Origin of the sequence: Vulcaniibacterium thermophilum (assembly GCF_007923255.1) — a bacterium.
Taxonomy (GTDB): Bacteria; Pseudomonadota; Gammaproteobacteria; order Xanthomonadales; family Xanthomonadaceae; genus Lysobacter_F; species Lysobacter_F thermophilum.
Genome location: NZ_VOHJ01000035.1, coordinates 1 through 11,993 on the forward strand (window position 1 = coordinate 1; position 11,993 = coordinate 11,993).

Genomic DNA, 11,993 nt, shown 5'->3' on the forward strand with positions numbered 1-11,993 from the left:
TCGCGCGCGGCAGCCGCGCCGCCGCCAACGGCCTGCGCGAGGGCGACGTGGTGGAGGGCGTCAACCGCGCGGCCGTCGCCGACCTGTCGGGCTTCCGCGCCAGCTTCACGCGCACGCCTGCACAGTTGGTCCTGCAGGTACGCCGCGGCAGCACCCGCGGGATGCTGCCGATGCAATGACTTCGACAGGAGACAGCGCGATGAGCCCCACTCCGGAAAACACCAACGGCTCGGTCACCCCGAGCGGCAGCAACAACCTGTCCGCTTCGCTCGGCAACGACGGCTCCGCCGGCCGCAGCAGCGCCGCAGGCTCCACCGGCGGAGCGGCCTCGATGGAGGATCTGCAGGGCACCGGCACCGGTAGCGGCACGACGGCTACGGGCACCACCGCGACCCACACCCCGGGCGCGACCCGCGCGCACCTCGGCCAGGCCGGCAGCCACCTCAAGCAGGCCGCGCGCGACGCCGGCTCGACGCTGAAGGGCGCCGCCACCGCCGCCGGCGAGGAACTGCGCATCGGCGGCAAGCAGGTCAAGGCCGATCTGGCCGACGGCGCGCTGGAAGGCATCACCGCCGCCGAACAGGCCGCGCTCGCCGCGCGCGAGCAGATGGACCAGCTGATGGAGAAGGGCCGCGATCTGATGGACACCGCTGCCGAGATGATCCGCCAGCGTCCGCTGGCCTCGTTCGGCGTGGCGTTCGCGGCCGGCTGGCTGATCGCGAAGCTGGCGCGCGGCGGCAGCGACCGCTGAGCCGATGAGCGAGCCGCGCGGCCCCGGTCCTTCGCCCGAGCCGGAGGGCGATCGCGAGGCGAACGCCGAACCGCCCCGCGATCTCCCGCCGCCGGACCTGCTGGAGGCGCTGCGCCAGATCGCCGACACCGGCCGCGCCGGCGCCGGCGCCACGTGGGACGCGGTCAAGGCGTTCCGCACGCTGGTCGCCGCCGACGTCTCGCTGGCGCGCAACGCGGCCGGACGCGCGGCGGCGTTCTCGGCGATGGCGGTGATCTTCGGCGGCACCGCCTGGATGCTGCTGATGGCGCTGGTGATCGTGCTGCTCAGCCGCGGCGCCGGCTGGCCGTGGTGGCTCGCGTTCCTCGCCTGCGCGCTGGTGAGTCTGGCGCTGGCCGCGTTCGGCGCCTGGCGCGCGGTGTACTACTTCGACCTGACCCGCATGAAGGCCACCCGCCGGCAACTGGCGCGCCTGGGCTTCGGCGAACTGGCAGACTTCACGCCCGCCCCGGGCTCGCCGGCGCCCACGCGCACCGCCGTGCAATCGCCGGAAACGCCCGAAGGCCGACCGCTGAAGGACGAACACGGTGTCGAACTCACTCCGCCCTGAGGATCCCGCCTCCGTCGCCGGCAAGCTGCATCCGCGCGCGCTCAGCTTCAGGCACATGATCGCGAAGGTGCAGCAGGCCGAGGATGCGCTCGAGGCCAGCGAACGCCAGGTGGCCGCCGACTGGCGCCAGCTCCGGCGCTCCTGGCGCGCCACCTGGACCGCGCCGCGGATCGTCGCGGCGGGCCTGGTCACCGGCTTCGCGGTCGGCCTGACGCGGCCGCTGGGCGCCGCCGGCAAGCTGGGCGGGGCGACGCAGATCCTCAATCTCGTCTCCGCGGTGGCGGGCCTGTTCGCCGGCGGCCAGGCGCAGGCCGCGGCCGACCAGGCGGAAGAGGTCGCCCTTCGCACCGCCGGCGCGGGCGCCCCGCCCGCGCCGCCCCCGCCGACGGACGAGGCGACGCAGCGCGTGGCCGAGGCCGTCGGCACGTGAGCGCGACGCCCGGGCCGTTCGATCCGACATCGCCGGACGCTGCACCCGCCCCGCGTCCCCCGCCGCCCCGCCCGCGCGCGCCGGCCTCGGTGGTGCTGCTGGCGGTGCTGGCGCTCGCTTTCACGCTGTGGGCGGCGCAATCGCTGATCCTGCCGATCCTGCTGGCGATGTTCTTCGCGCTGGTGGGCAACCCGATCATCCGCATGCTGCAGCGGCTGTGGCTGCCGCGGTTCGTCGCCGCGCTGCTGGTGGTGGTGGGCGGACTGGCCGGCGCGGCGGCGCTGGGCAACCAGCTCGTCGAACCGGCCGGCGAGTTCGTGCGGCAGATGCCGCAGCAGGTGCGGCAGATCGCGCCCAAGCTGCGCGACCTCACCCGCCCGGTGCAGGAGGCCAACCGCGCCGCGCAGAACATCGCCCGCGTGGCCGGCGGCCAGCAGAACCAGCGCGTGCAGGTGGTGAGCGCGCCCAGCGATCCCTACCGCTGGCTGCTGACCACGCCGAAGGTGGTGGCGTCGGTGCTGGCCGTGATCCTGCTGACGTTCTTCTTCATGGTCTACGGCGCGCACCTGCAGCGGCACGCGCTGCAACTGCTGCCCAGCCGCCAGCAGCAGAAACTGACGGTCGAGATCCTGCAGTCGATCGAGCGCGAGATCTCGCGCTACGTGCTCACCATCAGCGTGATCAACGCGCTGCTGGGGATGGCGTTCGCGCTGGCGCTGTATCTGCTCGACGTGCCGCTGCAGGAGGCGCTGCTGTGGGGCACGATGGTGGCGCTGCTCAACTTCGCGCCGTACGTCGGCCCGCTGATCGGCATCCTGGCGATGCTGGGGATGGGCCTGCTGGCCTACGACGAACTCTGGCGCGCGTTGCTGCCGGCGACGATCTACCTCGTCCTGCACACGCTGGAAGGCCAGATCATCACGCCGATCGTGCTCGGCCGGCGGATGGCGCTCTCGCCGCTGGTGCTGATCCTCGCGCTGATGGTGTTCGGCTGGCTGTGGGGCATCATCGGCCTGCTGCTGGCGGTGCCGCTGCTGGTGTGCGTGAAGCTGGTGCTCGCCCGCCTCGACGGCATGGGCGGGTGGGCGCGGTTGCTGGAGTGAGCCGTCAGCGGCAGCGTGGCGGGGCAGACACCAGGACGACAGGATGGCGAAGGACGCAGCGGGTAGCGGCGCCCGGCGCAGGCCGCGCGGGCTGGGCGGCGTGTTCGTCGCCCTGGCGCTCGTGGGGGCAAACGGCTGTTCTTCGGTCATGACGGCGGGAATGCGCGAACAGGCGCCGGCGAACGGCGTCGTGGCGCTTGGGGGATGGAAAGCGCTCGGCATGACCCGGTTGATCGCCGAGAGCTACGTGCCCGGCACCCCGCAACGCGTGCGATTGGCGCGCATGCGCTGCAAGCAAGCGGAGACGGCCGAAATCTCGATCCGTTACGACCCCCGGGCACTGGCCGCGCACGAACGCGCGCGCGCCTGCGCGCTGCTCACCTCGACGGCCGACCACGTCGCCCGCGAGATCGGATTGACACAAGTGCGCTACGAGGCGGTGCTGGTCCCGGCAAGCGCGTCCTACGCCTGGCGGCGTTCGAGCCTGGCGCCGTTCACCCGTCTCACGCTCGGCTTCGCGGTCCCGTGGTCGCCGGACGCGTCCTGGACGCACGCGAACCTCGTCGACGTGTTCGCGCACGAAGCGGTCCACCTGCGCGCGCTGCGCACTGGACATGCGCTGCCCGACGAGGAGGAAGCCGCCTACTACGCCGGGCTGTGCGCACAACTCGACGTGCTCGGCGAGCTGCGCGAACGCGGGCTGCCCGGCACCCCGGTGGCCAATGCGGGCGAAGCGGGCGAGCGCTCCTCCCGCGTCGCCTACGACGTCCGGCGCGCGGTCTTCCCCCTTTTGCACGAAGGCCGACTGCCGACGGATTCGCCGCGCGCGGACGAGCTGCGCGCGCGATGCGCAACAAGACTGGCGCCGCTTTCACCTCCGGAACAGTGAGTCCGCGAAGGCGCAGCACTTCACCGGCGAAGGTAGACTTGCCGGGTGCCTGCTCCCATCCGCGCCATCACCCTCGATCTCGACGATACGCTGTGGCCGATCGCGCCGGTGATCGCGCGCGCCGAGCGCGCGCTGCACGACTGGTTCGCGCGCCGCGCGCCGGGGGTGCTGGAACGGCACACGATCGAGAGCATGCGCGCGCTGCGCGACGCGGTCGCGGCCGAGTTCCCCGAGCTGTCGCACGACTACACCGCGCAGCGGCGGATCGCGTTGGAGCGGCTGCTGCGCGAGGCCGACGAGGACGTGGCGCTGGTCGAGGAGGCGTTCGAGACGTTCTTCGCCGCGCGCTGCGAGGTCGAGCACTACGAGGACACCGTCGAGGCGCTCGAGCGCCTGAGCGCGCGCGTGCCGCTGGCCGCGCTGTCCAACGGCAACGCCTGCCTGACGCGGATCGGGCTGATGCCGCTGTTCCGGTTCCAGCTCGGCGCGCGCGAGCACGGCCGCGCCAAGCCCGATGCCAGCATCTTCCACGCCGCCTGCGCGCGGCTGGACTGCGCGCCGCACGAGGTCCTGCACGTCGGCGACGACGTCGAGATGGACGTGCTCGGCGCGCACCGCGCCGGCCTGCGCAGCGTGTGGCTCAACCGCGAACGGCGCGCCTGGCCGCACGAGCAGCCGCGCCCCGACCTCGAATTCCACAGCCTGGCCGCGCTGGCGGACTGGCTGGACGCGCATCTCCTCCCGCACGCGAAGACCGCATGACCCTGCCTGCCGGATTCACCGCCGCGCGCGACGGCGCGCTGCCGCTGTACCTGCTCGATCGCACCACCTTCCCCGCCTGGCGCGCGGCGCAGCCGGCCGCGGTGCAGGCGTGGCTGGACGCGCACGGCTTCGACGCCGCGCCCGGCAGCGCGCTGCCGCTGCCCGGCGAGCGCGGCCCGGCGGGGGCGGCGATCGGCATCGGCGATGCGCTCGATCCGTTCGCCTACGCGCATGCGCCGTTGGCGCTGCCGCCGCTGGCATGGCACGCGGCCGGCCCGCTGGAGCCGGCCGCGCGCGCGGCGCTCGAGCTGGGCTGGGGCTTGGGCAGCTACCGCTTCGCACGCTACCGCACGCCGCCGCGCGCGCCGGCGCGGCTGGTGGTGGAGGAAGGCGATGCCGAGGCGTTCGCGCTGCTGGCCGCCTGCACGCGCGTGCGCGATCTGGTCAACACGCCGACCGAGCACATGGGGCCGGCGGAGCTGGAAGCGGTGGCGCAGGAGATCGCCACCGCGCACGGTGCACGCATCGAGGTGATCGCCGGCGACGACCTGCTGGCGAGGAACTTCCCGGCGATCCATGCGGTCGGTCGCGCCTCGCATCGCGCGCCGCGGCTGATCGCGCTGCACTGGGGCGAGGCGTCGCATCCGCACGTGGCGCTGGTCGGCAAGGGCGTGTGCTTCGACACCGGCGGGCTCGACATCAAGCCGGCCGACGGCATGCGCAACATGAAGAAGGACATGGGCGGCGCGGCGCACGCGCTTGCGCTGGCGGAACTGGTGATGGCGCGCCGGCTGCCGCTGCGGCTCACCGTGCTGGTGCCGGCGGTGGAGAACGCGATCGGTCCGAATGCGTTCCGTCCCGGCGAAGTGATCGCCACCCGCGCCGGCATCGGTGTGGAGATCGACAACACCGATGCCGAGGGTCGCGTGATCCTCTGCGATGCGCTCGCCTACGCGGGCGAGCAGCGGCCGGCGTTCGTGCTGGACTTCGCCACCCTCACCGGCGCCGCGCGGATCGCGCTCGGCCCGGACCTGCCGGCGCTGTACGCCAACGACGAGACGCTCGCCGCCGACTGGCTGGCCGCCGCCGAGCGCACGCGCGATCCGCTCTGGCGCATGCCGCTGTGGCGGCCGTACTGGCGCTACCTCACCAGCGGCATCGCCGACATCGCCAACGGCGGCCCGTCGAAGATGGCCGGCAGCATCACCGCCGCGCTGTACCTCGAACGCTTCGTGCCCGCCGGTCTGCCGTGGGCGCATCTGGACGTCTACGCCTGGAACGACAGCGACCGCCCCGGCCGCCCGGCCGGCGGCGAGGCGCAGGGGCTGCGCGCCGCGTTCGAGCTTCTCAAGCGCCGCGCCACCGCGTAGGGCGGGACTCGTCCCGCCATCGCGAGCCGCGGCGGTGACATCGGAAACCGCATGCCGTGTCTCGTGGTCGCGGCTGAAGCGAAGACGTAGGCCGGGACTTGTCCCGCCATCGCGAGCCGCGGCGGTGACATCGAAAACCGCATGCCGTGTCTCGTGGTCGCGGCTGAAGCGAAGACGTAGGGCGGGACTTGTCCCGCCATCGCGCGAATCGTGGCGCTCGAATCGGCGCCCCTCAATCCTGCGTTACCGCGCGGCCATCACAGCCAGCCCTTCTGCCGCGCCAGCCGGTAGGCCTCGACGCGGTTGGAGGCGCCGAGTTTGCCGATCGCATCGGACAGGTAATTACGCACGGTGCCTGCGGACAGGTTCAGGCGCGCGGCGATGTCGCCGGCGCTCATGCCTTCGCCGGCCAGACGCAGCACCTGGCGTTCGCGGTCGTTGAGCGGATCGGCCTCGCTCCAGGCATCGAGCGCGAGGTGCGGATCGATCGCGCGGCCGCCGCGGTGCACCTGGCGGATCGCGCCGGCGAGCTGTTCGGGCGGGGCGTCCTTGAGCACGTAGCCCGCCACTCCGGCATCGAGCGCGCGGCGCAGGAAGCCGGCGCGGGCGAAGGTGGTGGCGATCACCACCCGCACCGGCAGGCCGTGACGGTGGACGCGCTGCGCGAGCTCGAGCCCGGTGAGGCCGGGCATCTCGATGTCGGTCACCAGCACGTCGGGCTGCAGCCGCTGCAGCTCGCGCCAGGCCGCTTCGCCGTCGGCGGCGGCGCCGACCACCTCGATGTCGCTTTCCAGATTCAGCAGCGCGGCCAGCGCGCCGCGCACCATCGCCTGGTCCTCGGCCAGCAGCACCCGGATCATCGGCTCCTCCCGCAATCGCGGGCACGGTAGCAGACGCGCTCAGGCGGCGGCGGGCTCGGCGGTGGCGCGCGCCGGCGCGGGCAGCGGCAGGCGCGCCTCGACGCGGGTGCCGCGGCCGCGTTCGGAATCGATCCGCAGCCGGCCGCCCAGCGCCTCGATCCGCTCGCGCATGCCGCACAGGCCGTTGCCGGGCACGATCGCGCCGCCGCGTCCGTCGTCGCTCACCGTCAGCACCACGTCGTGGCGCGAGGCGTCCAGGACGATGTCGACATGGCCGGCGCGCGCGTGGCGCTGGATGTTGGTGACCGCTTCGCGCACGGTCAGCGCCAACGCGCTCTCCAGCTCCGGCGGCAGCGTCACCGGCGCGAGCGCATAGCGAAACTGGACCTGGTCGGCCTCCAGCAGCAGACGCGCCGACGCCAGCTCGGCGGCAAGGCCGGCGGCGCGGATGCCGGTCACCGCGCTACGGACCTGGGTCAGCGCCTCGCGCGCGACGCGGACGACATCGTCGAGCTCGCGCCGTGCGCCAGCGGGGTCGCGCTCGACCAGACGGCGGGCCAGCTCGGCCTTCAATGCCACCAGCGACAGCGTGTGCCCGAGCAGATCGTGCAGATCGCGACCGATGCGCTCGCGCTCGGCCAGCGCGGCCAGCCTGCGCACCTCCTCCTGCGACAACCGCAGCGCGGCGTCGCGCGCCTTGTTGAGGCAGTCCACATGCACCACCGCGCCGACGATCAGCGTCACCAGCGGCATCCACACGACCGCCTGCCACGGATAGCCGAGCCACAGCCCCCAGCCGACGAACACCGCGTTGAGCGCGCCCAGTTCGGCGAGCAGCCGCAGGAACGGGCGCGCGCCGCGCGCGCTCAGCATCACGCAGCCGAACACGAAATAGCTCATCCCGGCCGGATACCACGGCAGCGTGGCCAGGCACAGCGCCGCCATGCCGAGCGCGTAGACCGGCGCGCGCCGCGGCGAGGCGAGCAGCGTCAGCGCATACAGCAGCAGGAACAGCGGGTAGGAGACGAGGGTGAGCGTCCACCAGCGCGCGTCGTAGCCGTGCGGCGAGAACACCGGAGTGAGGAACACCCACGCCGACCACAGCACGTGCACGGCGTCCGACCACGGCGACTTGCCCTCGCCGATCAGCCGCGCCACGGGCGAATCCGGCTGCGGCCGCAGCCAGCGGGGCACGGACCGGGAGAACCTGCGGCGCGTCATGCGGCCCTCGTGGCGCTCGATGCGGCCATCATGCCGCGCTCAGCCCGCGCGCGCGAGGCGGCGGCGCGCCAGCAGGAAGAACACCAGCGTGAAGCCGGCCAGCGCGGCGACGTTGAGCCACAGCCGGCCGTCGTGCGGCGCGCCGACCACGGCCGCGGCGATCTGCGCGAGGTGGTACGACGGCCACAGCGGCGCGACCGTGGCGATCGCGCCCGGCAGCAGCTTCAACGGAATCCACAGGCCCGACAGGAACGCCATCGGCAGGTAGATCAGGTTGACCACCGCCGGCGCGCCCTGGCCGCCGACCAGCGAACCGACGAACAGCCCCAGCGCACAGAACGGCAGCACGCCGAGCACGTCGACCACGAACAGCAGCAGCGCCTGCCGCGGATCGAGCGCGACGCCGGCGAGCGTCGCCCCCATCGCCATCAGCACCAGCGCGATCACCGCGGCGAACAGCATCGCCATCGCCATCCGCGACAGCACGATCGCGCCCGGCGGCGCCGGCAGCGCGCGCTTGAGCGCGAGGAAGCCGCGCTCGCGGTCGAGCGCGATGCCGACGCCGAAGCCGAACAGCCCCGGCGCCATCACCCCGAACACGCCGTAGGACGCCATCAGATACGCGGCGATCTCCGGCCCGCCGCGGCGGTTCAGCACCACCGCGAACAGCAGGTAGAACAGCGGCGGGAACAGCAGCGTCGGCAGCGCGAACGAGGGCGAACGCAGCAGGCGCAGGAACTCGTTGCGCGCCTCCAGCCGGTAGCTGCGCCAGGCAGACGGCACGGTATCGAGGACTGGCGTGTTCATGCGGCCTCCCGGGTGATGTCGATGAAGGCGTCGGCGAGCCCGCCGCGCAACACTTCCAGCTCGTGCAGGGCCGGATCGGCGTCGAGCAGGCGGCGCACCACCGGCTCGGCGTTCTCGCACACCAGCTCGACGCGGCCGTGCTCGGCGCGTGCCTCCAGCACGTGCGGCCAGGCAGCCAGCCGCTCCGGCGCGAGCGCGGTGACGCAGCGCACGCGGCGGCGCGCCACCCGCGCGCGGATCCGCGCCACGCTGCCTTCGGCGACCACGCGACCGCCCGTCAGCACCACCACGCGATCGGCGAGCGCCTCGGCTTCTTCCAGGTAGTGCGTGGTGAGCACCACGCCGGCGCCGTCGGCGACCAGCTCGCGGATCGCACGCCACAACCGCTGGCGCGCGTCGATGTCGAGCCCGGTGGTCGGCTCGTCGAGGAACAGCACGCGCGGGAGGCCGCATACCGCCAGCGCGAACTGCACGCGCCGCTGCTGGCCGCCGGACAGCCGGCCGTAGCGGCGTTCGAGCAGGCCGTCGAGCCCGGCCAGCGCCACGCAGTCGGCGATGCTGCGCGGCTGCGGGTAGTAGCTGCGGGTGAGTTCGAGCAGCTCGCGCACGCGCAGGGTGTCGGGGATGCCGGCCGACTGCAGCATCACGCCGATGCCGCGGCGCGCTTCCAGGCGCTGCGGCGAACGGCCGAGCAGTTCGACGCTGCCTTCGTCCGCCGCCAGCAGGCCGAGCATCAGATGCACCGCGGTGCTCTTGCCCGCGCCGTTGGGCCCGAGCAGCGCCAGCATCTCGCCCGCGTGCACCTCGAGGTCGACGCCGTCCAGCGCGACCCGCCCGCCGTAGCGCTTGCGCACGCCGCGCAGGCGGGCCAGCGGCGGATCGGGAAGGGCATCGAGGGTCATGGCGGCGCTCCGTGGCGGATGGCCGCCACCCTGCCGCCGCGCGCTCCGCCGCGGCAGTGGGGTCCGTCATGCGAAGCGGGTGACGATCATCAGGTGACGCGGTCGCGGGCGGCCGCTAACCTGCCGTTCCGTCGCCGCAGCCGGGCCGGGCTGTCACACTGCGGTCGTCCCGCCGTCGTCATGGAACGCGATGAACAACTCCGCCGCGCTGCTCGAACAACTCCGGATCGATCGCGACGCGCCGCCGCCCGCGCCGCGCCGCTGGCCGTGGATCGTGCTGGCGGTCGTGCTGCTGGTGACGGCGGCGATCGCCGGCTGGCTGCTGTTCGGCCGCGCGCGCGCGGTCGAGGTGCGCACCGCCGAGGCGGTGGCGATCGGCGGCAACGGCGGGCCGGCGTCGGTGCTCGATGCCACCGGCTACGTGGTCGCGCGCCGGATGGCGACGGTGTCGGCCAAGATCACCGGCCGCGTGCGCGAAGTGCTGATCGAGGAAGGCCAGCGCGTGGACGCGGGCCAGGTGATGGCCACGCTCGACCCGATCGACGCCCACGCCGAGCGCGAGCTGGCGCGCGCGCAGGCCGGCGCCGCGCGCAGCCAGGTCGAGAGCGTCCGCGCGCGGCTGGCGGAAGCGGAAGCGAACGCGCGGCGGCTGTCGTCGCTGGTGCGCCAGCAACTGGTCTCGCGCGCGCAGTACGACGAGGCGGTGGCCGCGCGCGATGCGCTGCGCGCCGAGCTCGCCACCGCGCAGCGCAACGCCGACGTCGCCGGCGACCGCCTGCACATCGCCGAGATCGGCGTCGACAACACCGTGGTGCGCGCGCCGTTCGCGGGCGTGGTGACGGCCAAGGCGGCGCAGCCGGGCGAGATCGTCTCGCCACTCTCGGCCGGCGGCGGCTTCACCCGCACCGGCATCGGCACCATCGTCGACATGGACTCGCTGGAGATCGAGGTCGACGTCGGCGAAGCCTTCATCGGCCGGGTCAAGCCCGGCATGCCGGTGCAGGCCACGCTCAACGCCTATCCCGACTGGAAGATTCCGGCCGAGGTGATCGCGATCATCCCCGCCGCCGACCGCGGCAAGGCCACGGTCAAGGTGCGCATCGCGCTGAAGACGAAGGACCCGCGCATCGTGCCCGACATGGGCGTGCGCGTGAGCTTCCTGGAGAAGGCCGAGCCGGCGCAGGCGACGCAGCCGCGCGGCGTGCTGGTGCCGGAGGCGGCGCTGGTCGAGCGCGACGGCCGCACGCTCGCGTTCGTGGTCGAGGACGAAACCGCCCGCGCGCGCGCGGTGAAGCCCGGCCGCACGCTCGGCGGGGACCGCGAGGTGCTGGAAGGCCTGGCCGGCGGCGAAGCGGTGGTGCTCGATCCGCCGCAGTCGCTGCGCGACGGCGCGCCGGTGCGCGTGCGCGCGGACGACGCGGGCGAAGACGACGGCGCCTGAGCGCAGGCGCCATCGCCGCGCTGCATGCGGTGGCCCGCGCGCGGCGCGGGTGCAGGACGACCGACGGACGACCCGACGTCCGCCGGCCGGCATTCGGTTCGGGGCGAAGCACGCAGGCAACGGCAGGAGTCCGGCATGTCCACCCTCGTCAGCATCCGCAACCTCGACAAGACCTACCAGCGCGGCCCGGAGCGGGTCGACGTGCTGCACGGCCTCGACCTCGACATCGAGCGCGGCGACTTCGTCGCCCTGATGGGCCCCTCCGGCTCGGGCAAGTCGACCCTGCTCAACCTGATCGGCGGGCTGGATACGCCCACGCGCGGCGAGATCGTGGTCGACGGCCAGCGCATCGACCGCATGTCGCCCGGCCAGCTCGCGCAGTGGCGCAGCCGCACCGTCGGCTTCGTGTTCCAGTTCTACAACCTGATGCCGACGCTGAGCGCGCAGCGCAACGTCGAGCTGCCGCTGCTGCTCACCCGGCTGTCGGCCGCGCAGCGCCGGCGCAACGCGGCGATCGCGCTGGAGCTGGTCGGCCTGAAGGACCGCGCGTCGCACCGCCCGGCGGAACTCTCCGGCGGCCAGCAGCAGCGCGTGGCGATCGCGCGCGCGATCGTCTCCGACCCCACGCTGCTGATCTGCGACGAGCCCACCGGCGATCTCGACCGCGCCTCGGCCGAGGAGATCCTGTCGCTGCTGCAGACGCTCAACCGCCAGCACGGCAAGACGATCGTGATGGTCACCCACGATCCGAAGGCGGCCGAGTACGCCAGCCACACGCTGCATCTGGACAAGGGCAATCTGGTCGAACAGACGCGCCACGCGGCCTGAGCCGCGTGCGTTCGCTTCCCGCGCGGCGGCAAGGCGCACA

At 73.5% G+C, this 11,993-nt stretch carries 12 protein-coding genes and 1 pseudogene; 9 read left to right on the forward strand and 4 right to left on the reverse strand.

Annotated features, from left to right (window positions below; translation table 11 throughout):
* Positions 1-412: 412 nt before the first annotated feature.
* The 7 genes and pseudogenes from FQY64_RS12220 to FQY64_RS12250 form a co-directional block, all read left to right on the forward strand.
* Positions 413-751: pseudogene (locus tag FQY64_RS12220) on the forward strand (hypothetical protein); the annotation flags it as partial.
* A 4-nt stretch (positions 752-755) separates the two neighbouring features.
* A complete protein-coding gene (locus tag FQY64_RS12225) occupies positions 756-1,340 on the forward strand; it encodes a phage holin family protein (RefSeq protein WP_146474624.1) in 585 nt (194 codons plus the stop codon).
* Positions 1,318-1,770: a hypothetical protein gene (locus tag FQY64_RS12230; protein WP_146474626.1), complete on the forward strand. Its 453-nt coding sequence runs from the start codon at positions 1,318-1,320 to the stop codon at positions 1,768-1,770. Before FQY64_RS12225 ends, FQY64_RS12230 begins: the two co-directional genes overlap by 23 nt.
* On the forward strand, positions 1,767-2,873 hold the full coding sequence (locus FQY64_RS12235) for an AI-2E family transporter (protein WP_146474628.1): 1,107 nt from the start codon (positions 1,767-1,769) through the stop codon (positions 2,871-2,873). Before FQY64_RS12230 ends, FQY64_RS12235 begins: the two co-directional genes overlap by 4 nt.
* 100 nt (positions 2,874-2,973) lie before the next feature.
* Positions 2,974-3,762 carry a hypothetical protein gene (locus FQY64_RS12240; RefSeq protein WP_146474630.1) on the forward strand — a complete coding sequence of 263 codons (789 nt, stop codon included), beginning with the start codon at positions 2,974-2,976 and terminating at the stop codon, positions 3,760-3,762.
* Positions 3,763-3,807: 45 nt separating this feature from the next.
* The gene (locus FQY64_RS12245) at positions 3,808-4,524 is read left to right on the forward strand and encodes an HAD family hydrolase (RefSeq protein ID WP_146474632.1); all 717 of its coding nucleotides are present in this window, start codon (positions 3,808-3,810) and stop codon (positions 4,522-4,524) included.
* Positions 4,521-5,894: a leucyl aminopeptidase family protein gene (locus FQY64_RS12250; protein ID WP_146474634.1), complete on the forward strand. Its 1,374-nt coding sequence runs from the start codon at positions 4,521-4,523 to the stop codon at positions 5,892-5,894. Before FQY64_RS12245 ends, FQY64_RS12250 begins: the two co-directional genes overlap by 4 nt.
* 257 nt (positions 5,895-6,151) lie before the next feature.
* Here FQY64_RS12250 and FQY64_RS12255 read toward each other — a convergent pair whose 3' ends face one another.
* The 4 genes from FQY64_RS12255 to FQY64_RS12270 form a co-directional block, all read right to left on the reverse strand.
* Entirely contained in the window at positions 6,152-6,754 is a 603-nt protein-coding gene (locus tag FQY64_RS12255) for a response regulator transcription factor (RefSeq protein ID WP_146474636.1), read from the reverse strand.
* 39 nt (positions 6,755-6,793) lie between these two features.
* The gene (locus tag FQY64_RS12260; protein ID WP_308435014.1) at positions 6,794-7,948 is read right to left on the reverse strand and encodes a sensor histidine kinase; all 1,155 of its coding nucleotides are present in this window, start codon (positions 7,946-7,948) and stop codon (positions 6,794-6,796) included.
* Positions 7,949-8,014: 66 nt separating this feature from the next.
* Positions 8,015-8,782 (reverse strand): ABC transporter permease, encoded by a 768-nt coding sequence (locus tag FQY64_RS12265; RefSeq protein ID WP_146474640.1) that lies wholly within the window; start codon positions 8,780-8,782, stop codon positions 8,015-8,017.
* Positions 8,779-9,684, reverse strand: a complete 906-nt coding sequence (locus FQY64_RS12270) for an ABC transporter ATP-binding protein (protein WP_146474642.1) — start codon at positions 9,682-9,684, stop codon at positions 8,779-8,781. The genes FQY64_RS12265 and FQY64_RS12270 overlap by 4 nt, the downstream gene beginning before the upstream one ends.
* A gap of 190 nt (positions 9,685-9,874) precedes the next feature.
* Between FQY64_RS12270 and FQY64_RS12275 the strand changes: the two genes are divergently transcribed.
* Both FQY64_RS12275 and FQY64_RS12280 read left to right on the forward strand, forming a co-directional pair.
* The gene (locus FQY64_RS12275) at positions 9,875-11,125 is read left to right on the forward strand and encodes an efflux RND transporter periplasmic adaptor subunit (RefSeq protein WP_146474643.1); all 1,251 of its coding nucleotides are present in this window, start codon (positions 9,875-9,877) and stop codon (positions 11,123-11,125) included.
* A gap of 135 nt (positions 11,126-11,260) precedes the next feature.
* Positions 11,261-11,953: an ABC transporter ATP-binding protein gene (locus FQY64_RS12280; protein ID WP_146474645.1), complete on the forward strand. Its 693-nt coding sequence runs from the start codon at positions 11,261-11,263 to the stop codon at positions 11,951-11,953.
* Positions 11,954-11,993: the final 40 nt, after the last annotated feature.